Origin of the sequence: Rhizobium sp. RSm-3, from assembly GCF_001854685.1 — a bacterium.
GTDB classification, from domain to species: domain Bacteria; phylum Pseudomonadota; class Alphaproteobacteria; order Rhizobiales; family Rhizobiaceae; genus Rhizobium; species Rhizobium ecuadorense.
In genome coordinates, this window is record NZ_MAWZ01000046.1 from 99,311 (window position 1) to 119,285 (window position 19,975).

The window sequence follows — 19,975 nt, forward strand, 5'->3', positions numbered from 1 at the left end:
GCCTTGCGTCTCGAATGATCCTTGCTATGGTCGGCGCAATTTCCGCCAACCAAGACTGGATCTCCCCATGCCTTCCTTCAAGACTCTCGACGATCTCACTGACATCCGCGGCAAGCGCGTTCTCGTCCGCGTCGATCTCAACGTCCCGGTCAAGGACGGCAAGGTCACCGATACGACGCGTATCGAGCGTGTGGCGCCGACGATCCTCGAACTGTCCGAGAAGGGCGCCAAGGTGATCCTGCTGGCTCATTTCGGCCGGCCGAAGGACGGCCCTTCGCCGGATCTGTCGCTGTCGCTGATCGCCCCTTCGGTCGAGGAAGTGCTCGATCATGCCGTGTCGACCGCCTCCGACTGCATCGGCGAGGCTGCCGCCTCCGCCGTCGCCGCGATGAATGACGGCGATATCCTGCTTCTGGAAAACACCCGCTTCCACAAGGGCGAGGAAAAGAACGATCCCGACTTCACCAAGGCGCTCGCCGCCAACGGCGACATCTATGTCAACGACGCCTTCTCCGCCGCCCACCGCGCCCATGCCTCGACCGAAGGCCTCGCCCACCACCTGCCGGCCCATGCCGGCCGCACCATGCAGGCCGAGTTGGAGGCGCTGGAAAAGGGCCTCGGTGATCCCGCCCGCCCGGTCGTCGCAATCGTCGGCGGCGCCAAGGTCTCGACCAAGATTGACCTCCTGATGAACCTCGTGAAGAAGGTCGATGCACTGGTCATCGGCGGCGGCATGGCCAATACCTTCATCGCCGCCCGCGGCACCAATGTCGGCAAGTCGCTCTGCGAGCATGACCTTGCCGAAACCGCCAAGCAGATCATGATCGAGGCCGCGACATCAGGCTGCGCCATCATTCTGCCGGAAGACGGCGTGATTGCCCGCGAGTTCAAGGCGGGTGCCGCCAACGAGACGGTCGATATCGAGGCCATTCCGGCCGATGCCATGGTGCTCGACGTCGGCCCGAAATCCGTCCAGGCCATCAACGCCTGGATCGAGCGCGCTTCCACTCTCGTCTGGAACGGCCCACTTGGCGCCTTCGAGATCGAGCCCTTCGATGCCGCGACCGTCGCTGCCGCGAAATACGCCGCTGGCCGCACCGCCGCCGGCAAACTCACCTCGGTTGCCGGCGGCGGCGACACCGTCTCGGCGCTGAACCATGCCGGCGTTGCCGACGATTTCACCTATGTCTCCACAGCCGGCGGCGCTTTCCTGGAATGGATGGAAGGCAAGGAGCTTCCCGGCGTCGCCGTCCTCAACGCCGGCCGGTAACTGCCTGCGCATCGGCCCGATATTTGGGCCGATGCCTCTGTTCGAAATGCTGTCGCGTCCTTTGCGCGCCGAACAGGGCGCGCAACGCCCTCAGCCTGATTTGACAGGTTTTACATGTGGATAGACCGCGGCGGCGAAGGGCCTTCCGCGGTCTTTTGCTCACGGGCTGAAAGAAATCCCATTTTTTCAAACGATTGAATTGATTTCAATCGTTTCAGTGACTTAGGCTTCCATTTTCCTCTCTATAAACTTCTGTTATCGCCGTCCTATATTCTTAAACCGCCGATGTTTAACGCTGTGGAGAGATCGAATGAGCGAACGACTGGAAGACATTGCAGTGCAGATGGTTGCGGGCGGCCGGGGACTGCTTGCTGCCGATGAATCGACCTCCACCATCAAGAAGCGTTTCGACACGATCAATCTCGAATCGACCGAAACGAGCCGCCGCGATTACCGCGAGATGCTCTTCCGCTCCGACGAGGCGATGAAGAAATATATCTCCGGCGTCATCCTGTTCGAAGAGACGCTCTACCAGAAGGCCGCAGACGGCACACCTTTCGTCGACATCATCCGCGCTGCCGGTTCCATTCCCGGCATCAAGGTCGACACCGGCGCCAAGCCGATGGCCAAATTTCCTGGCGAAACCATCACCGAAGGCCTCGACGGCCTCGGCGAACGCCTTGCCAAATATCATGAAGCCGGCGCCCGCTTTGCCAAATGGCGCGGCGTCATCGCCATCTCCTCGTCGCTGCCGACCCGCGGCTCGGTCCGCGCCAACGCTCAGGCGCTCGCCCGTTATGCCGCCCTCTGCCAGGAGGCCAAGATCGTGCCGATCGTCGAACCGGAATGCCTGATGGACGGCAAGCCGGGCGACCACAACATCGACCGCTGCGCCGAAGTCACCGAAGCCACGCTGCGCATCGTGTTTGAAGAACTGGCCGATGCCCGCGTCAGCCTCGAAGGCATGATCCTGAAGCCGAACATGGTCATCGACGGCAAGAACGCCCGCAAGGCCTCGGTCGCCGAAGTCGCCGAGCGCACGGTCAAGGTGCTGAAGGCGACTGTTCCGTCAGCCGTTCCCGGCATCGCCTTCCTCTCCGGCGGCCAGACCACGGAAGAAGCAACCGCGCACCTGTCCGCCATCAATTCCAGCGCCGACCTACCCTGGCTCGTCACCTTCTCCTACGGCCGCGCCCTGCAGGACAGCGCGCTCAAGGCCTGGAACGGCAAGCCTGAGAACGTCGCCGCCGGCCAGCGCGAATTCACCCACCGCGCCGAGATGAACAGCCTCGCCGCCAAGGGCAGCTGGAAGAAGGACCTGGAAAAGGCGGCCTGATTTTTCAGCAGCCTTAACTCGGATGAAAAAGGGGCGGCAACACATCGTTGCCGCCCCTTCTTGCATTGTCACGGCGACAAGAAACCGGCTCGCCTCGCCGGAAAATCGTGCTTATCCATAGCCTCAGCCGCAACAGGAGCCGCCATGGACACCCTCTCCTACGTCACCGTCGATGTCTTCACCTCCACCCGTTTTGAGGGCAATCCGCTTGCCGTCATCTCCGATGCGCGGGGCCTGAGCGATGCGGCGATGCAGAAGATCGCCACCGAGTTCAACTATTCCGAAGTCACCTTCGTCCTTCCGCCGGAAAATCCGGAAAATTCCGCCCGCGTGCGCATCTTCACCCCGACGATGGAAATTCCCTTCGCCGGCCATCCGAATGTCGGCACCGCCTTTGTGCTCGGCCAGCAGGCGGAGATCTTCGGCAAGCCGCTCGGCGAAAAATTGCGCTTCGAGGAAAAGGCCGGCATCGTCGAAGTCGACCTGAAACGCAGCGGCGGAAGGGTCGCGGCCACCGCCATCCGCGCACCGCAGCCGCTGGCGATCGGCGATGTCATTGCCGAAGGAACCATCGCCCGCTGCGTCTCGCTCGAGCCCGGCGCCATCGTCAAAACCACCCACGCGCCGGTCTTTGCCTCAGTCGGCCTGAATTTCGCCGTGGCCGAAGTGAGCGGGCTTGAAGCGCTGGCCGCCGCTCGCCCCAACCTTGCCGGTTTCCAGGCGGCTGCCGGCCGCCAGACGACGAGCGGCCATGATTTCTCCCTCTTCGTCTATGCCAGAACATCTGAAAACCCCTGGCATATTCGCGCCCGCATGTTCGCACCGCTCGACAACGTGCCCGAGGACCCGGCAACCGGCAGCGCCTCAGCCGCCCTCGGCGCCTATCTTGTCTCGCTTACGCCTGATGCGGATATGAACGTCCGCATCACCGTTGAACAGGGCGTCGAAATGGGTCGGCGCAGTATCATTGCCCTTGATGTCACGAAGTCCAATGGCATCGTTATAGATGTCGTCATCTCGGGTGGCTGCGTTTCCGTCATGCGCGGGGAAATCATCCTGCAGGACTGACGATCGCAGGCCGACGACAGGCCTACATCAGGAAATCGCGCAAGAGCAGGTCCAGTGCCCAGATCCCGAAAGCGATCAGCGCGACCTTCCAGAAATCCGTCCGCCGCCTAAGGCCGGGGAGCCCGAGCGGCTTGATCAGCTGTATCGCCATGGCAAGGATGAGCAGCAAGGCTATCAGCTTTGTCATGCTTTATTTTTTCCATTTTTCGGAATGTCACAGGACGGACATTTTTCCGCGCCAACACAGGTGCTTCGCACGCCGTAAAGACATTCCGGGGCACAATCAATCATCTTGAGGCTGGGCTGACGCAGGTCATGCCTTATGTCATTCCAAAATCACTGAGACCGAGTCTGGGGAAATGAAGAGAAACCTTCTGTCCGTCGCCGCGCTGCTTTTTGGCACGCTCTTCCTATTCATGGGCAACGGCCTGCAGGGCATCCTGCTTCCCGTGCGCGGCAATCTCGAAGGTTACGCCACCACGACGCTCGGCCTGCTCGGCACCTCATGGGCCGGGGGCTTCGTCATCGGCTGCCTGGTGGCGCCGAAACTGGTGCGCCGCGTCGGCCATGTCAGAGCCTTCTCGGGCTTCATCTCGATCATCGCCATCATCGCCCTGGTCAGCGGCATCATCATCGATCCGATCTGGTGGGTGGTCCTGCGCGCCGTCACCGGCTTCTCCACCGCCGGCACCTCGATGATCATCGAAAGCTGGCTGAACGAGCGGGCCAGCAACGAGAGCCGCGGCGCGATCTTCTCGCTCTATATCGGCATCACGCTGCTCGGCGTCGTCGGCGGCCAGATGATGATCCCGCTCGAGGATGTGCGCACACCGGTACTGTTCATGATTTGCGGCATTTTCTATTGCATCGCCATGCTGCCGACGACACTTTCCACCGCCGCTTCGCCGCAGCCGCTGAAGGCGGTCCGCCTCGACTTGCCGGCGCTCTATCGCAATTCGCCGGTCTCATGCCTCGGCATCCTGCTCGTGGGCATCGCCAACGGCGCCTATGGCACGCTCGGCGCCGTCTTCGGCGCCGGCGCCGGCCTCTCCGATACCAGCATCGCCGTCATGATGAGCGCCACCATCTTCGCCGGCGCCGTGATGCAGCTGCCGGCCGGCCGGCTTTCCGATCGCATCGACCGGCGCTATGTGCTCGCCGCCATGTCCGGGATCGCCGCCCTTGCCGGCTTGCTGATCTTCTTGATCCACCCGACGTCGCCCGCCCTGCTGATCGGGCTCGTCGTCCTCTACGGCGCGGTGGCCAACACGCTCTATCCGATCGCCGTCGCCCACGCGAACGACTTCGCTGCATCGGAGGATTTCGTCAAGGTCTCCGGCGGCCTGTTGCTGCTTTACGGCATCGGCACGGTGATCGGCCCGACCATCGGCGGCCCCGTCATGTCGATGATCACCCCGCATGCACTTTTCCTGGTCACCGCCATCGCCCACGTGCTCATCACCGTTTACGCCATCATCCGGAGCCGCATCCGCGCCGCCGTCCCCGCCAGCGATCGCGACGCCTATACGACGATCCCGACCGGCACCTCGCCGATGCTGACACCGCAAAGCATGTCGCTCGCCGATCGCGGCAGCAGCAAAGCGGCCGAAACCGGCAAACCTTCTGAAACGGGGAAGTCTCCCGAAAGCAGCGATCCTGCTGTAAAGTTCGGCTAAGCAATTCCAGGAAAAGTGCGAAGCGGTTTTCCGTCCGGAATTGCGATAAAGCAAAAAGCTAGAGCGGTTCTGCGCTTCTATGAAAAGCTGAATCGCTCTAAAGCGCGTCGCGATCTTTCAGCTTCGCTCCTCGCGCTTTGGGTCTTTATTTTCGAGGCAGCAACGGAGGAGGAACCCATGAGCTTCATCGATGACGACCGGCCGCAGAAGAAGACCGCCCACGAGATCGGCGCCGATCTCTCCATGCTTTCGGTCGACGAACTGAAGGCGCGGGTGGATTTGCTGAAGGCGGAGATCGCCCGCCTCGAAGCCGAGGCCGCCCGCAAGGCCTCCGGGCGGCAGGCCGCGGAAGGCTTCTTCCGCTCGTGATCCGATAAACCCCCGAAAAACAAGGCTATAGGCGGATAAATGAGCCCGCCTCAAGTCTTGCTTCGGCACAATGTTAATAAAATATTAAGCTTTATAAGGTATTACTGTACTCATCCAGATTTTCTCTGGATTTCAGACAGTTTTCCAAGCGGTGAATTGGTCTGATTTTTCTCCCTGTTTTACCTTGAGAGCCGCGTTTGCGGCTCTTCTTTTTCCTTGTGCCCGGCGCTTCTCCACGAAACTGTGGAGATTAACCCTTTCTTAAGAAACGGCTTGCGCATTTGGGCTAATGATACCATCTTAAAGTCATAAAAACCGGGCTCGGAAACTTTTCTGTCGGCGCCCGCGTTACCTGAATATATGTAGCTGCGTGCAACAGGGACTATTGCGATGTCGGAAGTTGGATTGAACACGATCAGTTTTGCAGGTCGCGCCGCTGCATCCTCGCAGTTCAAGGCACTTTATGCGGAAGGCATGTCGCTGGTCGAAGAGACCGCCGCCTATCTCGACGGCCAGGGCCGCGCCGCTTCCAAGGTTCTGCCGCGGATGGCCTCGGTTCTCTACGCCGCGGAATCGATGCGTCTCACCACCCGTCTCATGCAGATGGCCTCCTGGCTGCTGCTGCAGCGCGCCGTCAACAACGGCGAAATGTCCCGTGACCAGGTGCTAGCCGAGAAGAACAAGGTTCGCCTCGACGGATTCAATGTCGATCGCGCCGCGCCGGGCTGGGGCGACCTGCCGGAATCCTTCCGCGACCTCGTCGAGCGCTCGCTGCGTCTGCAGAACCGCATTGCCTTGCTCGACCGCGAGATCTACCGCCCGTCCGAAGCCGTGATCGTTCACGATAATCAGAACAGCGTCCAGGCCCAGCTTTCCCTGCTGCAGACCGCCTTCGGCAACAACTGACCAGATCTGCGAGTATTCATTCAAACCGGCCGCGTCTGACGCGGCCGGTTTTTGTTTGCCTATGAACACCGGTTCCCGAGCCACACAAAAAAGCCCGGTAAAACCGGGCTCTTTTCGAATTCCGTCGAGCAGAAGCGATTAGAGGCCGAGGCCGCCGAAACGCTTGTTGAACTTGGAAACGCGGCCACCGCGGTCCATGAGCTGCTGGTTGCCGCCGGTCCAGGCCGGGTGCGACTTGGAATCGATTTCGAGGTTCATGACAGCGCCTTCCGAACCCCAGGTCGAGCGGGTTTCGTATTCGGTGCCATCGGTCATGACCACCTTGATCACGTGATAGTCGGGATGGATGCCTGCCTTCATAACAATCTTCCTGCGATACCGGAGTTCAATTTGCCGCATGCAGTTGCGGCCACCGAACCGATTGAATAAATGAAGCCGCAGTCGTGATGGCTACGGCTTCCCATTAGGATGGCGTGCCTATACATGAAGGGCGCTTAGATAACAAGAGCCAACAGGTCGCATTGCGCGGGTCCTGCGGGTGATCGGAGACGATTTGGCAGAGCAGGCACGGGCTGAGGAAAACAAACGGCGGTCGCTACGGCCGCTCGGCAGGCTGACGCCCTACGTCATGCGTTATCGAGGCCTGGTGGCCGGTGCGCTGACGTCGCTGGCGCTTGCGGCTATCACCTCGCTGGCGCTGCCGCTCGCCGTGCGTCGCATGATCGATCACGGTTTCACCCAGTCCGACGGCCGCTTCATCAACAGCTACTTCGCCATGCTGATGATCATGGCCGTCGTGCTCGCGGTGGCGAGCGCGCTGCGCTATTATTTCGTCATCACCATCGGCGAGCGCATTGTCGCCGATCTTCGCCGCGACGTCTTTTCCCATGTGACGCGGCTGTCGCCTTCCTTCTTCGACGTCAACCAGTCCGGCGAGATCGTCTCGCGCCTGACCGCCGATACGACGCAGATCAAATCCGCGGTCGGCGCCACGGCCTCGGTGGCGCTCAGAAACCTCATCCTCTGCATCGGCGCGATGGGCATGATGATCGTCACCTCGCCGAAGCTTTCGAGCCTCGTCATCGGGGCGATCCCGCTGATCGTCTTTCCGCTCGTGGCTTTCGGCCGCTCGGTGCGCAAACGCTCCCGCGCCGCCCAGGATACGCTCGCCGATGCCTCCGCCTTCGCCAACGAGACGATCGCCGCGACCCGCACCGTCCAGGCCTTCAACGGGGAGGATACCGCAGCGACGCGCTACGGCACCGCCGTCGAATCCGCCTATGAGGCGGCCCGCGCCGCTATCCGCTCGCGCGCGCTGCTGACCGGGATCGCCATCACGCTGATCTTCGGCAGCGTCGTCGCCGTGCTCTGGGTCGGCGCCCACAGCGTGCTTGCCGGCACGCTTTCGGCAGGCACGCTCGGCCAGTTCCTGCTCTATGCCGTCATCTCCGCCGGTTCGCTGGGCGCGCTGTCGGAGGTCTGGGGCGAGCTCTCGCAGGCAGCCGGCGCCGCCGACCGGCTGACCGAGCTTCTCGACGAAGTTTCGCCGATCGCCGCCCCCGCCAGTCCGCAGGCTCTGCCTTCGCCCAGCCTTGGCCGCGTCGAATTTGCCGATGTGCACTTTGCCTATCCCTCGCGCCCCGGCAAATCGGCGCTGCATGGGTTGAGCTTCGCCATCACGCCAGGCGAGACCGTCGCCATCGTCGGCCCTTCCGGCGCCGGCAAGAGCACCGTCTTCTCGCTGCTGTTACGCTTCTACGATCCGCAGCAGGGCAGCGTGAAGATCGATGGTGTCGACGCGCAGCTGACGACCCCTGACGAATTGCGCCAGCGCATTGCCATCGTGCCGCAGGATGTCACCATCTTTGCCGCCTCGATCCATGACAACATCGCTTTCGGCCGTCCCGGAGCCTCGCGTGACGAAATCCGCGCCGCAGCCCTCGCCGCCCAGGCCGATGAATTCATCACCCGGCTGGATCAGGGTTATGAGACCGAGGTTGGCGAACGCGGCATTACCCTCTCCGGCGGCCAGCGCCAGCGCATCGCCATCGCGCGTGCCATCCTGAAGAATGCACCCGTGCTGCTGCTCGACGAGGCAACCTCCGCGCTCGACGCCGAAAGCGAGACGCTGGTGCAAAAGGCGCTCGACGGCCTTGTCGACGGCCGCACGACGCTCGTCATCGCCCATCGCCTGGCAACCGTGTTGAAGGCCGACCGCATCCTTGTCATGGATCAGGGTCGCGTCGTCGAGGAGGGTACGCATCAGAGCCTGATCCGCCACGGCGGCATCTATGCGCGGCTGGCGCGGCTGCAATTCGACGCCGCCAACGAAGATGTGCTCGCTGGCGCGAAATAAGCGGTTGTCGCTACTGCGCCGATAGCGACTAAAGTCTCACCCGTCACGCGCCTCCCCGCGGTTGTCATTCGCGTCTCCTGCCCTACCCTCTTCCTGCCCCGGGGTGGGGAAATTACAGTTGAGATTCTTGGAGGAGATAGGAATGGCGCCTTTCGATATGACGCGACGTGCGGGCCTTGCGCTCGGTTTCGGTGTGCTTGCGGCCTTTGCAACAGGCGCGTCTGCCGCTGCTGCGGATTTTCCCGATCATGCAATCACCATGGTCGTGCCCTTCGCGGCCGGCGGCTCGACCGATGTCGTCGCCCGCATCGTCGCCCAGAAAATGTCGGAGGATCTCGGCCAGCAGGTGATCGTCCAGAACGTCGCCGGCGCCGGCGGCAATCTTGGCGCCGGTAACGTCGCCCGCGCCGAACCTGACGGCTACACCATTCTGATGGGCACCGTCGCGACCCATGCGCTCAATCCGCTGATCCTCAAATCGACCCCCTATGATCCCGAGAAGGACTTCGCGCCGGTCTCCCTGCTCGTCGTCGTGCCGAACGTGCTGGTCGTCAATCCGGAATTGCCGGCAAAGACCGTGCAGGAGCTGATCGCGCTGCTGAAGGCCGAGCCCGACAAATACAGCTATGCCTCGTCGGGCAACGGCACGCCGCTGCACCTGTCCGGCGAACTGTTCAAGTCCATGGCCGGTGTCAGCATGCAGCATATTCCCTATAAGGGCGCCGGCCCGGCCTTGAACGACGTCATCGGCAATCAGGTGCCGATCATGTTCGATAACCTGCCCTCGTCATCGAGCCACATCAAGGCCGGCACTTTGCGGGCGTTGGCGGTGACCACGGCCGCGCGCGCGCCCTCCTTCCCCGACGTGCCGACGGTTGCCGAGTCAGGCATACCGGGCTACGAGACCTATACTTGGAATGCGCTTTTCGCCCCGGCCAAGACGCCGAACGAGGTCGTCATGCGTCTCAACGCCTCGGCCAACAAGGCGCTTAAAGACCCCGCAGTTGCCGAACGGATGAAGGAATTCAGCGCCACCATTGTCGGCTCGACGCCGGATGAACTGGCCGCCCATGTGAAGGCCGAGCTCGCCAAATGGGGACCGGTGGTCAAGGGCGCGAACATCCAGATGGAGTAATGCCGGCGGCGCAGGCGCCTTCGCTTGCCTTCCGATGGGAACAGTGACAATTGGACGCCGATCAGCCAATTCTAATTAAGGTAGTGGAAAAGCTCGCCATTTTGATCTAGCCTCCCTGATGCTGATGGTTGCAATTCAGCGTTTCGGGAGACATCCATGTATAAATTCGAAGTTTATAAGGATAAATCAGGCGAGTTCCGCTTCCGCTTCAAGGCATCGAACGGGGAAGCCATGTTCTCGTCCGAGGGCTACAAGGCGAAGGCGTCCGCCATGAGTGCCATCGAATCCATCAAGAAGAACACGCCCGGTGCCGACGTCGTCGATCAGACGAAGGCCGAATCCTGATCAGATAGGCAGCGGCGGCTTGAATGCCGCCCCTGCCCTTCCGTGCGCCCTGGCAGCGCCGCTACCCTTGAGCCCACCCGGCCTGGTTGCTTGTCATTTTCGGTGACATTTTTCTTTCTCGCATATTTTTTGAAAGCCATGTCGAAACGACCCGTTGCCGCGCCTCATTGTATCGGAACGGCGGAGCCGTTCTGCCGGGCCTCACAGCTTTCGGGATATCCGCCCCCGATATCGGATGCCCGGATAAACGCCACAACGAGATCAGGAGTTTTCCATGCAATATGCTCTTATCATTCGTGAAGCCGCCGAGGATTTCGCCAACCGCAGCGATCCCGCTTATCGCGACGGCTGGGTCGCCTACAGCAAGGCACTTGCCCAGGCGGGGATCATGACCGGCGGCGCCGGGCTGACGGCGCCCGAGACCGGCACGGTCGTACGCCGCAGAGGCGAGGAGCACGACGTTCAGGACGGCCCCTATCCGGAAGGCAAGGAACAGCTCGGCGGCTTCTATCTGATCGATGTTCCCGACATCGACACCGCGCTGGAATGGGCGACCCGCGTGCCGATCTCCGACAGGGGCTCGGTCGAGGTGCGCCCGCGCCTGCAGATGTGAGGTGGCAATGCCGCCCGACGCCGGACGCGCCGCCGAGAAGGTGGCGCGTCAGTCCTACGGCAAGCTCATCGCCTTCCTCGCCGCCCGCTCGCGCGACGTGCCGGCGGCGGAAGACGCATTGTCGGAAGCGCTGGCTTCGGCCCTTCGCGTCTGGCCGGAGTGCGGCCTTCCCGGCAATCCGGAAGCCTGGCTGCTGGTGGCCGCACGCCGCAACCTCATGCAGGCCGCCCGCCGCCGCACCGTCGAGACCCATGCGCAGACGACGATAACGGTGGCCTTCGAGGAAGCGGAGGAACGCATGAACGCGGCCGGCAACGCCGTCTTTCCCGATGAGCGGCTGAAGCTGCTGTTTGCCTGCACCCATCCCGCCATCGACAGCTCCGTGCATACGCCGCTGATGCTGCAGACCGTTCTCGGCATCGAGGCGAGAACCATTGCACGGGCCTTCGTCGTTTCGCCTGAAGCGATGAGCCAGCGGCTGGTGCGGGCCAAGGTGAAGATCCGCGATGCCGGCATTCCCTTCGCTGTTCCGCCTCGCCCCGCTCTGTCAGGGCGGCTCGCCGCCGTGCTTTCGGCGATCTACGCCGCCTACGGCCTCGGATGGGACGGTCTCGACGGCGAGGAAGAACGCCATTCGCTTGCAGGTGAAGCGATCTGGCTCGGCCGCGCGCTGCTGGCCGTGCTGCCGGACGAACCGGAAGCGATCGGCCTGCTGTCGCTGATGCTTCACTGCGAGGCCCGCCGCAACGCCCGGCGCGATCGCAATGGCCGCTATATGCCGCTGGACGAACAGGATATGGCGGCCTGGAACGCGATGATGATCGCCGAGGCGGATGCGCTGTTGCGCAAGGCCGGAGGCTTCGATCGCTTCGGCCCCTTTCAATGCCAGGCGGCGATCCAGTCCGTGCATGCGGCGCGCCGGCTGTCTGGAGCCACCGACTGGCAGGCACTGACGACACTCTACGCGGCGCTGGTGACGATGAAACCCACGCTCGGCGCACACGTCGCCCAGGCTGCGGTTATCGGCAGGGCCTTGAGCGCTGCCGCCGGCCTGGAGCGGCTCGACAGGCTCGATCCGCGCGAGGTTGCGGCCTATCAGCCCTATTGGGCCGTGCGCGCCTTTCTTCTGGCACGAGCCGGCGACGATGCCGCCGCAGTCGACGCCTACATCACGGCGATCGGCCTCAGCGACAGCCCTGCCGTGCGCGATTTTCTCGCCGACCGGCTGAAAGAGGCGCGACAGCCCGCGCCAGGCTGATTATTTCTCGGTCAGCTTCAGCTCGATGCGGCGGTTGGTGGCGCGCGCATCCGGCGTTTCGCCGGGCGCGATCGGCTGGAACTCGCCGAAGCCGGCGGCAACCAGCCGGTCGGCCGGCACGCCCTGGGCGATCAGGAACTTGACGACCGAAATCGCGCGCGCCGAGGAGAGTTCCCAATTGTCGCGATAGCGGCCGGTCCCGGCAAGCGGCACATTGTCGGTATGGCCGTCGACACGCAGCACCCAGTTGATCTCCGGCGGAATTTCCTTGGCGAGATCGAGAAGGGCTGTGGCGAGTTTGCCCATCTCGGTCTGTCCCTCCGGGTTGAGATCGGCGCCGCCCGAGGGAAACAGCACTTCCGATTGGAAGACGAACCGGTCGCCGACGATGCGGATATTCTCGCGGTCGGAAAGGATTTCGCGCAGGCGGCCGAAGAAGTCGGAACGATAGCGGTTCAGCTCCTGCACGCGCGCGGCGAGCGCAACGTTGAGGCGGCTCCCGAGATCTGCGATCTTGGTCTGCGAGACCCGGTCTTTCTCCTCCGAAGCCTGAAGAGCTGCTTCGACGGCGGCGATCTGGCTGCGAAGCGCTGCGATCTGCTGGTTCAGCAGCTCGACCTGGCTCAGCGCCCGCTCGCTGACCTGTTTCTGCTCGTCAAGCTCCTGCGTCATCGCGCCGATCCGCTTCTGCGCCGCGTCCTGGCCGCCCGATCCCGCATTCAGCAGCGCCTGCAGCCGCGACCGATCGCCCTCGGCGCTGGCAAGCGAGGCCTGCAGATTGGCGACCGAATCCTGGAGATCCTGATTGCTGCCCTTTTCGAGGGCAAGAAGCTGCGTCAACTCGTTGATCTGGCTGTTGAGGCGACTGAGCACCTCGTCGCGTCCGGTGATCTCGCGGCTGAGGATGAATTGCCCGACGACGAACACCGTCAGCACGAACATGATCGAGATGAGCAGCGTCGACAGCGCATCGACGAAGCCCGGCCAATAATCCACGCTGCGTTCGCGGCGCCGGTTGCGGGCAAGAGCCATGGCTTACTTGCCCTCGCTCTTTTCGGTCTGGCTGGCGCGGTCGCGCACGCGCTCGCTCCGGTCGCTGCCACGCTCCTGTGAGCCGATGCGTTCGGCCAGCCGGTCGAGCGTGCGGCGCATCGCCTTGGCCTCGTCCTGCTGCGCCTCGATCCAGTCGCGCAGCATCTGCTGCTCGTTACGCATGTTCTTGACCAGGCCTTGAATGCCTTCGGCAAGGCTCGCCATGGCGGCGACGGAGCGCTGGCTGCCGGCGCCTCCCTCCTCGGAGACCTTGCGCAGATAATCGGAGAGCGCGCGCATATCGTCCGAGGAAGCGCCTGAAACAGCGTCGAGGGCCGGCGCCAGGTCGGAACCGACATCGGTGACCGAAGACAGCCAGTTTTCCAGCTCCATGTAGAAACGGTTCTGCGCGCGGCCCGCCTGAAGGTCGAGGAAGCCGAGAATGAGCGAACCGGAAAGGCCGAGCAGCGAGGAGGAGAAGGCCTGGCCCATGCCCGAAAGCGGCGTCGAAAGCCCTTCCTTCAGCGCCGAGAGCACGTCCCCCGTGCCGTTCGAGCCGGCATCGAGCGACTGGATGACGAGGCTGATCGAACCGATCGTGCCGATCAGACCCCAGAAGGTCCCGAGCAGGCCGAGGAAAACCAGGAGGCCGATCAGGTAGCGCGAGACATCCCGCGATTCGTCGAGACGGGTGGCGATCGAATCGAGAATCGAGCGCAGCGCCGTCGTCGACAGCGCCACCGAGGACTTGCGGCTGCCGATGAGCGCCCGCATCGGCGCGAGCAGCCGCGGATTGCGGTTGACCTTGTCGGCGCTGCCGGCGGCGCGGAACGAGTTGAACCAGCGCACTTCGGGGCGAAGCGCCAGCACATGGTTGAAAACAAGAATGATTCCGACTGCGAGAACGCCGACGATCAGGCCGTTGAGGCCCGGATTGTGCATGAAGGCGGTCTGCGTCTGCCGGAAGAGGATGGCGGCGATAAAACCGACGATGACGAGGAAAAGCAGCATCGTCCAGAGGAAGGGCATGGGGCTCGAAAGCCTGTAGGCATAACCGCCGGCCGTCTTTTCGGTGGAGCCGATCTCCGCCACATTCACATTTTCCATAGGGTCCGCTGCCTCCGGAGTCATTGCTGGCGGAGACTAGAGCAACATTGTGCCGAATTGAAGTATGCCGAGGCGAAAACCGTGACTTTACAACAGCCGGTTTTTCCTTCGCTTACTTGGCAGGGATCGGCCGCTTGACGACTTCGATCAGCGCCTTGTGGATGGCTTCGTTGCCGGCGACGATCGCGCCGCTCTCCAGAATCGCCGTCCCGCCGTCCCAATCGGTGGCGAACCCGCCGGCTTCGCGGATGAGCAGGATGCCGGCTGCCATGTCCCACGGCGCAAGCTCGGCTTCCCAGAAACCATCGAAACGCCCGGCGGCGACATAGGCGAGATCGAGCGTCGGCGACCCCAGACGGCGGATGCCCGCCACTTCGCCCATCACGTGGCGAAGCTCGACCAGAAACTTGCCGTGATTGCGCTTGCCGAGCGCCGGTACACCGCAGCCGATGACGCAATCCGATAGCGCACGGCGCGCGGCGACGCGCAGGCGCCGGTCGTTGAGGAAGGCGCCGCCGCCACGCTCGGCGGTATAGAGCTCGTCGGTTGCCGGATTGAAGACGACCGCGGCAACGATCTCGCCGTTACGCTCGAGCGCGATCGAGACGGCGAAGGCCGGGATGCCGTGCAGGAAATTCGTGGTGCCGTCGAGCGGATCGACGATCCAGCGATGCGCGCCGTCCGTGCCTTTGATCTCCTCGCTTTCCTCGCCGAGGAAGCCATAGGTCGGGCGCGCCTTGAGAAGCTCTTCCCTGACGATCTTTTCGGCCTTGCGGTCGGCGGTGGAAACGAAGTCGCCCGGTCCCTTGACAGAAACCTGCAGGTTCTGCACTTCGCCGAAATCACGTCCCAGCGATTTTCCTGCCTTGAGGGCAGCCTGAACCATGACATTGAGAAGAGCTGAACGGGCCATCGGCGCATTTCCTTGGGACTGACACGGGGTGCGCGCTGCCAGGGGCGGGAAGTGTCCCTGAACTTGCATGACAGGCAGCGCTGCAAAGATTGGCGGCCTCAAGACCACAAAATCAGGGAAATTTCAAGGGCCGGCGCGCATGGCTGCCATCCTCTGCCGGAAACCGGTACTAATACCGGACCGTCACTCAAACAGTCTCAGAACTTCTGCTGGGTCATCAGCACTTCGCGGGCGATCTGATCGAGCGGCAGGATACGGTCGACGCCGCCCTTGGCGATCGCCTCCTTCGGCATGCCGAAAACGACGGAACTCGCCTCGTCCTGCGCCACCGTGTAGGCACCGGCCTGATGCATTTCCAGCATGCCGCGGGCACCATCGTCGCCCATGCCGGTCATGATGATCCCCATGGCGTTCGAGCCGGCCGAGCGCGCCGCCGAGCGAAAGAGCACATCGACGGAAGGCCGGTGTCGCGACACCAGCGGCCCGGTCTTGACGCTCACATGATAACGCGCACCCTGGCGTTCGAGCAGCATGTGCTTGTCGCCTGGCGCGATCAGCACATGGCCGCGCAGCACGGGGTCCCCATCGACCGCCTCCTTGACCTCGACCTCGCAGAGACCGTTCAGCCGCTTGGCGAAGGCGGCGGTGAATTTCTCCGGCATATGCTGGACGATCACCATGCCGGGCGCATTGGCCGGCAATTCCTCAAGGAACTCGCGCAACGCTTCGGTGCCGCCGGTAGAGGCGCCGACGCAGACGACCATTTCCGTCGTCTTCGCCATGGCCTGCCCGGTCGGCGGCGGCAGCATTACATCCGCCGTCAGCTTCTTGGCCGGCCCCTCTGCCGAAGCCGAGCGGATGGTGCCGGCGGCGCGACGCACGTTGGAAAGCCGCGCATGCGAGGCGCTCTTGACGACTTCGCGAATACGCATGGCATCTTCGGCGAGGCCGTCGGCGGCCCCGATCTTCGATTTCAGAATGACGTCAACGGCACCGGCCTCCAGCGCTTGGAGCAGTGTTTCCGAGCCCGCTTCCGTCAGCGACGAGCACATCACGACGGGGATCGGCCGCTGCGCCATCAGCTTGCGCAGGAACGTGATGCCGTCCATGCGCGGCATCTCGACGTCGAGCGTGATGACGTCGGGGATTTCCTCCAGCAGCTTGCGCGCCGCCACGAAGGGGTCGGATGCCACCGCCATGATCTCGATATCGGGATCCTGCTCCAGCACATGCGTCAGCGTCTGACGGATGCTGGCGGAATCGTCGATGATGAGAACGCGTATTTTCTTAGCCATGAAGCCTCTAAATGCGCTGAAACACCGTGTTCGAGACCTGCTTCAAAGGCAGATCGAAGCCGGAGATCGATTCGGAATGGCCGATGAACATGTAGCCGCCCTTCGCCAGGCAGCCGCAGAGACGGTTGAGCACGCCGGCCTGAGTCTGCTTGTCGAAGTAGATCAGCACATTGCGGCAGAAGATGACATGCATCGGCTCGCCGATCGGGTATTTCTCGTCCATCAGGTTCATACGGGCAAAGCCGATCCTGCTGCGCAGTTTCGGCGTAATGCGCACCTCCCGCCGATCCGGCTGCTTGGCCGTCAGCACATATTTTCGCTGCAGGTCGCGCGGCACCGGTGCGATGAGATCTTCCGGATAGATGCCCCGCTGCGCCGTCTGGAGCACGTCGGTGGAAAGATCGGTCGCCAGCACGCTGTAGGAAACGTCGTTGCGGGCTTCGGTGAATTCCGCCAGCACCATTGCCATCGTATAGGGTTCGGCTCCGGTGGAGCAGGCCGAACTCCATGTACGAATGGTGCGAACGCCGCTGCCGGCGATCGCCGGCAATGCCACGCTCTGCATATAGTCGAAATGCTTGGCTTCGCGGAAGAAGTCGGTCTTGTTCGTCGTCACCACGTCGATCAGGTAGATAGTTTCCTGGGCAAGACCGTCTTGATTGAACAGGAAGTCGCAATAATCGTCGAAGGTCGCATGATTGGTTGCCCGAAGGCGGCGCCTCAGCCGCCCCTCGAGCATCGTCAGCTTGGTCGGCGGCATCTTGATGCCGCTATAGTCGTAGATGAACCGGGCAAGCCGCTCGAAATTGCGCTTGCTGATCCGGTCGCCCGGCAATTGGGTTTCCACCGCTGCTGCCATACTCATGAGACGCAGTACTCCGGGTTGACGCGCGGTCAGGCCGCCGATTGCAATGCAGAGGCGTCCTCGCGCGACAGCAGCCGCGCGAGATCGATGATGACGACGAAGCCGTTTTCACGGCGAACGACGCCGGCGATATAGTCCGAGCGCCAGCGCACGCCGATGTCGGGCGCCGCCTCGATCTGGTCACGCCGGAAGGGCGTGACCTCGAAGACGCGGTCGGCGACGAGGCCAAGGGTCAGGAGCCGGCTTTCCATCGGCACGTCGAGGACGAGCACCCGGGTATGCGGCGTCGGCTCGGTCTTCGTCATGCCGAGCTTCAATCGAAGATCGATCGTCGGCACGCCCTGCCCGCGCACATCGCGCAGGCCGAGCAGATAGTCGGGACCATTCGGAATCTTGAAAGCTTCGGCATAGTCGAGGATTTCCCGTACCACCTCGACCGGCACGGCGAAAATCTCCTCGCCGAGGCTGAAGGTCACGAATTGCGCTTCCAGAGATGTCGTGGCCATGATCATGCGCTTTCCTTGAATTCGGCGTCGCCATCATCGGGACCGCCCATGGAGAGATCGAGTGCGAAACCCTTTGCCCGCGCCTGCTGACCAGCGACACTGTTGGCGGCGAGCTTCCTGCCGCCGGGGCTACGGCCGGCGACGGGCGTCTGATTGCGGACAGTCATCCTGGCGGCCGGCATGCGGGATTGGCGATCGCCCGCCGTATCGACTTTGAAGAAGGCGATCGACGTTTGCAGCTCTTCCGCCTGGCTCGCGAGCTCTTCCGAGGTCGCAGACATCTGCTCGGAGGCGCCGGCATTCTGCTGCGTCACCCGATCGAGCTGCTGGATCGCTTCGTTGATCTGGCCAGCACCGATATCCTGTTCGCGGCAGGCGGCGCTGATCTCCGAAACCAGCTCGGCCGTCTTACGGATATCAGGCACCAGGCGGCCGAGCATCTCGCCGGCGTCCTGGGCGGCCTTGACCGTATCGCCCGACATCGAGCTGATTTCCGAGGCGGCCGACTGGCTGCGTTCGGCAAGCTTGCGCACTTCCGAAGCGACGACCGCAAACCCCTTGCCATGCTCGCCGGCGCGCGCGGCTTCGACGGCGGCGTTGAGCGCCAGCAGGTCGGTCTGGCGGGCGATTTCCTGGACGATGCTGATCTTCTCGGCGATGGTCCGCATCGCCTGTACGGCACGCGAGACTGCTTCGCCGCTCATCTCGGCATCCTTGGCCGACTGGCGGGCGATCTTTTCCGTCTGGGCGGCATTGTCGGCATTCTGCTTGATGTTGGCGGCCATCTGCTCCATCGAGGCGGAAGCCTCTTCGGCCGAAGCCGCCTGTTCGCTGGCGCCCTGCGATACCTGCTCGGAGCTCGAAGACAGTTCCTGGCTGCCGGCTGAAACATTTTCCGCGGCCACGATCGCATCGGCAACAACGCCGCGCAACCGTTCGACCATCTGCTCGAGCGCAATGCCGAGCGTATCCTTCTCGGAAAGCGGCTTCGGGGACACCGTCAGGTCGCCGTCGGCGATCCGGGCGGCGATGTCGGCGGTGACGCGAAGGTTATCCGTCATGGTGTTGATCATGTTGACCAGGTCCTTGATCTCGTCGTTGGTCCTGATCTCAACCTTCTGGTTCAGGTCGCCGATCGCGACAGCGCTGGCGACATTCATGATCTTGCGCAGGCCGTTGTTGACGCCGAGTGCGATCCACAGCGCAGCCGCAAAAGCAATGACGGAAGCCCCGATTGCGATGCCGATTAACATGTTCTTCGTCGAACTATAAAGAACATCGGTGTCGTTATCGGCTTGCGCCATCGACTTCTGCTGAAGCGCGACGAGTCTTCCAAAAACGTCCTCCATTTCCACGACGAGGGCGCGAACCTCCCCCGAGGAAAGCGCCACGGCACCTGCCCTGTCGCCGCTCGCCTGTGCGGAGGCGACTTTGCTGGAGCCTTCGTCGAAGCGTTTGGCAAGGTCGACCAGCCTGTCCCAATTGGGCCTGCCCTCGGCGGTTGCGAGCTGTAGACCGCTCGTTACGAGGGTAAGCATCTCATCCACGCTTTTCGCCGAGTTCTGATAGTCCTTCCTGGCGATTTCGGGATCCATTTCCAGAAGGGCGTTCTTCTGCCAGCGGACGGCGTCGAGCTCGGCAGTTTGCGCTTCCAGAGCCAGTTCCAGCCTCTTTGCAGGACCGGAGATAAGGTCACTGACAGCGTCGTTCAGCGAGCTGAGGCTGATGATCCCATAAACCGCGCTGCCCACCAGCAACAAAATAACAAAGCCGAATGCAGCCGCAAGTTTGAGTTTGATCGTAATACGCATCTCAATATTCCTCTCAGAGAGCGAAGCAATAAATATGGTCCAAGTGTCGCGGCATCATGCAGCAAATAAATTCCATCTGGCGAAAGCCGATGGCAGAAATGAATAGGCTTCGAT

The 19,975-nt window shown here is 62.6% G+C and carries 20 protein-coding genes; 11 read left to right on the forward strand and 9 right to left on the reverse strand.

Annotated features, from left to right (window positions below; genetic code table 11):
* The first annotated feature begins 67 nt into the window (after positions 1-67).
* From BBJ66_RS25810 to BBJ66_RS25820, 3 genes are all read left to right on the forward strand, one after another.
* Positions 68-1,270: a phosphoglycerate kinase gene (locus BBJ66_RS25810; protein WP_049734634.1), complete on the forward strand. Its 1,203-nt coding sequence runs from the start codon at positions 68-70 to the stop codon at positions 1,268-1,270.
* A gap of 310 nt (positions 1,271-1,580) precedes the next feature.
* Positions 1,581-2,606 carry a class I fructose-bisphosphate aldolase gene (locus BBJ66_RS25815; RefSeq protein ID WP_071090810.1) on the forward strand — a complete coding sequence of 342 codons (1,026 nt, stop codon included), beginning with the start codon at positions 1,581-1,583 and terminating at the stop codon, positions 2,604-2,606.
* Between the two features lie 144 nt (positions 2,607-2,750).
* Positions 2,751-3,674: a PhzF family phenazine biosynthesis protein gene (locus BBJ66_RS25820; RefSeq protein WP_071090813.1), complete on the forward strand. Its 924-nt coding sequence runs from the start codon at positions 2,751-2,753 to the stop codon at positions 3,672-3,674.
* Between the two features lie 22 nt (positions 3,675-3,696).
* On the opposite strand, the gene BBJ66_RS35085 is transcribed toward BBJ66_RS25820, so the two are convergent.
* On the reverse strand, positions 3,697-3,861 hold the full coding sequence (locus BBJ66_RS35085) for a hypothetical protein (protein ID WP_190238034.1): 165 nt from the start codon (positions 3,859-3,861) through the stop codon (positions 3,697-3,699).
* 172 nt (positions 3,862-4,033) lie between these two features.
* On the opposite strand from BBJ66_RS35085, the gene BBJ66_RS25825 reads away from it, so the two are divergent.
* The 3 genes from BBJ66_RS25825 to rcdA all read left to right on the forward strand — a co-directional run bounded on the left by BBJ66_RS25825 (position 4,034) and on the right by rcdA (position 6,625).
* Entirely contained in the window at positions 4,034-5,350 is a 1,317-nt protein-coding gene (locus BBJ66_RS25825; protein ID WP_049734637.1) for an MFS transporter, read from the forward strand.
* Positions 5,351-5,527: 177 nt separating this feature from the next.
* A complete protein-coding gene (locus BBJ66_RS25830) occupies positions 5,528-5,719 on the forward strand; it encodes a DUF1192 domain-containing protein (RefSeq protein ID WP_049734638.1) in 192 nt (63 codons plus the stop codon).
* Positions 5,720-6,109: 390 nt separating this feature from the next.
* Positions 6,110-6,625 carry a protease adaptor protein RcdA gene (gene rcdA / locus BBJ66_RS25835; protein WP_003542804.1) on the forward strand — a complete coding sequence of 172 codons (516 nt, stop codon included), beginning with the start codon at positions 6,110-6,112 and terminating at the stop codon, positions 6,623-6,625.
* A gap of 138 nt (positions 6,626-6,763) precedes the next feature.
* Here the strand turns inward: rcdA and rpmE are convergent, their stop codons facing one another.
* Positions 6,764-6,985: a 50S ribosomal protein L31 gene (rpmE, locus tag BBJ66_RS25840; RefSeq protein WP_008533100.1), complete on the reverse strand. Its 222-nt coding sequence runs from the start codon at positions 6,983-6,985 to the stop codon at positions 6,764-6,766.
* Positions 6,986-7,178: 193 nt separating this feature from the next.
* On the opposite strand from rpmE, the gene BBJ66_RS25845 reads away from it, so the two are divergent.
* From BBJ66_RS25845 to BBJ66_RS25865, 5 genes are all read left to right on the forward strand, one after another.
* Complete coding sequence (locus tag BBJ66_RS25845; RefSeq protein ID WP_049734639.1) at positions 7,179-8,981, forward strand: ABC transporter transmembrane domain-containing protein; 1,803 nt, start codon at positions 7,179-7,181, stop codon at positions 8,979-8,981.
* A gap of 142 nt (positions 8,982-9,123) precedes the next feature.
* Entirely contained in the window at positions 9,124-10,116 is a 993-nt protein-coding gene (locus tag BBJ66_RS25850) for a Bug family tripartite tricarboxylate transporter substrate binding protein (RefSeq protein ID WP_071090815.1), read from the forward strand.
* Positions 10,117-10,272: 156 nt separating this feature from the next.
* Positions 10,273-10,461, forward strand: a complete 189-nt coding sequence (locus tag BBJ66_RS25855) for a YegP family protein (RefSeq protein ID WP_012558873.1) — start codon at positions 10,273-10,275, stop codon at positions 10,459-10,461.
* A gap of 274 nt (positions 10,462-10,735) precedes the next feature.
* Entirely contained in the window at positions 10,736-11,074 is a 339-nt protein-coding gene (locus tag BBJ66_RS25860) for a YciI family protein (RefSeq protein WP_071090818.1), read from the forward strand.
* Positions 11,075-11,081: 7 nt separating this feature from the next.
* Positions 11,082-12,332: an RNA polymerase sigma factor gene (locus tag BBJ66_RS25865; protein ID WP_071090821.1), complete on the forward strand. Its 1,251-nt coding sequence runs from the start codon at positions 11,082-11,084 to the stop codon at positions 12,330-12,332.
* Here the strand turns inward: BBJ66_RS25865 and BBJ66_RS25870 are convergent, their stop codons facing one another.
* From BBJ66_RS25870 to BBJ66_RS25900, 7 genes are all read right to left on the reverse strand, one after another.
* The gene (locus BBJ66_RS25870; RefSeq protein ID WP_049734643.1) at positions 12,333-13,364 is read right to left on the reverse strand and encodes a peptidoglycan -binding protein; all 1,032 of its coding nucleotides are present in this window, start codon (positions 13,362-13,364) and stop codon (positions 12,333-12,335) included. It lies immediately after the preceding gene.
* A gap of 3 nt (positions 13,365-13,367) precedes the next feature.
* Positions 13,368-14,471 (reverse strand): MotA/TolQ/ExbB proton channel family protein, encoded by a 1,104-nt coding sequence (locus BBJ66_RS25875; RefSeq protein ID WP_049734644.1) that lies wholly within the window; start codon positions 14,469-14,471, stop codon positions 13,368-13,370.
* A 112-nt stretch (positions 14,472-14,583) separates the two neighbouring features.
* A complete protein-coding gene (locus tag BBJ66_RS25880) occupies positions 14,584-15,384 on the reverse strand; it encodes an inositol monophosphatase family protein (protein ID WP_064840645.1) in 801 nt (266 codons plus the stop codon).
* 197 nt (positions 15,385-15,581) lie between these two features.
* Positions 15,582-16,679, reverse strand: a complete 1,098-nt coding sequence (locus tag BBJ66_RS25885; RefSeq protein WP_071090824.1) for a protein-glutamate methylesterase/protein-glutamine glutaminase — start codon at positions 16,677-16,679, stop codon at positions 15,582-15,584.
* Between the two features lie 7 nt (positions 16,680-16,686).
* Entirely contained in the window at positions 16,687-17,544 is an 858-nt protein-coding gene (locus BBJ66_RS25890) for a CheR family methyltransferase (RefSeq protein WP_071090827.1), read from the reverse strand.
* 29 nt (positions 17,545-17,573) lie between these two features.
* A complete protein-coding gene (locus tag BBJ66_RS25895; protein ID WP_172599224.1) occupies positions 17,574-18,056 on the reverse strand; it encodes a chemotaxis protein CheW in 483 nt (160 codons plus the stop codon).
* Positions 18,053-19,861 carry a methyl-accepting chemotaxis protein gene (locus tag BBJ66_RS25900; RefSeq protein WP_049734648.1) on the reverse strand — a complete coding sequence of 603 codons (1,809 nt, stop codon included), beginning with the start codon at positions 19,859-19,861 and terminating at the stop codon, positions 18,053-18,055. The genes BBJ66_RS25895 and BBJ66_RS25900 overlap by 4 nt, the downstream gene beginning before the upstream one ends.
* Between the last annotated feature and the right edge of the window lie 114 nt (positions 19,862-19,975).

Bases quoted from the DNA above. Each gene is read 5' to 3' on its own strand.
- BBJ66_RS25875 (WP_049734644.1), bottom strand. From the start codon at position 14,471: ATGGAAAATGTGAATGTGGCGGAGATCGGCTCCACCGAAAAGACGGCC.
- BBJ66_RS35085 (WP_190238034.1), bottom strand. From the start codon at position 3,861: ATGACAAAGCTGATAGCCTTGCTGCTCATCCTTGCCATGGCGATACAG.
- BBJ66_RS25865 (WP_071090821.1), top strand. From the start codon at position 11,082: ATGCCGCCCGACGCCGGACGCGCCGCCGAGAAGGTGGCGCGTCAGTCC.
- rpmE (WP_008533100.1), bottom strand. From the start codon at position 6,985: ATGAAGGCAGGCATCCATCCCGACTATCACGTGATCAAGGTGGTCATG.
- BBJ66_RS25850 (WP_071090815.1), top strand. From the start codon at position 9,124: ATGGCGCCTTTCGATATGACGCGACGTGCGGGCCTTGCGCTCGGTTTC.
- BBJ66_RS25880 (WP_064840645.1), bottom strand. From the start codon at position 15,384: ATGGCCCGTTCAGCTCTTCTCAATGTCATGGTTCAGGCTGCCCTCAAG.
- BBJ66_RS25815 (WP_071090810.1), top strand. From the start codon at position 1,581: ATGAGCGAACGACTGGAAGACATTGCAGTGCAGATGGTTGCGGGCGGC.
- BBJ66_RS25890 (WP_071090827.1), bottom strand. From the start codon at position 17,544: ATGAGTATGGCAGCAGCGGTGGAAACCCAATTGCCGGGCGACCGGATC.
- BBJ66_RS25830 (WP_049734638.1), top strand. From the start codon at position 5,528: ATGAGCTTCATCGATGACGACCGGCCGCAGAAGAAGACCGCCCACGAG.
- BBJ66_RS25895 (WP_172599224.1), bottom strand. From the start codon at position 18,056: ATGATCATGGCCACGACATCTCTGGAAGCGCAATTCGTGACCTTCAGC.
- rcdA (WP_003542804.1), top strand. From the start codon at position 6,110: ATGTCGGAAGTTGGATTGAACACGATCAGTTTTGCAGGTCGCGCCGCT.
- BBJ66_RS25855 (WP_012558873.1), top strand. From the start codon at position 10,273: ATGTATAAATTCGAAGTTTATAAGGATAAATCAGGCGAGTTCCGCTTC.
- BBJ66_RS25885 (WP_071090824.1), bottom strand. From the start codon at position 16,679: ATGGCTAAGAAAATACGCGTTCTCATCATCGACGATTCCGCCAGCATC.
- BBJ66_RS25825 (WP_049734637.1), top strand. From the start codon at position 4,034: ATGAAGAGAAACCTTCTGTCCGTCGCCGCGCTGCTTTTTGGCACGCTC.
- BBJ66_RS25860 (WP_071090818.1), top strand. From the start codon at position 10,736: ATGCAATATGCTCTTATCATTCGTGAAGCCGCCGAGGATTTCGCCAAC.
- BBJ66_RS25870 (WP_049734643.1), bottom strand. From the start codon at position 13,364: ATGGCTCTTGCCCGCAACCGGCGCCGCGAACGCAGCGTGGATTATTGG.
- BBJ66_RS25820 (WP_071090813.1), top strand. From the start codon at position 2,751: ATGGACACCCTCTCCTACGTCACCGTCGATGTCTTCACCTCCACCCGT.
- BBJ66_RS25900 (WP_049734648.1), bottom strand. From the start codon at position 19,861: ATGCGTATTACGATCAAACTCAAACTTGCGGCTGCATTCGGCTTTGTT.
- BBJ66_RS25810 (WP_049734634.1), top strand. From the start codon at position 68: ATGCCTTCCTTCAAGACTCTCGACGATCTCACTGACATCCGCGGCAAG.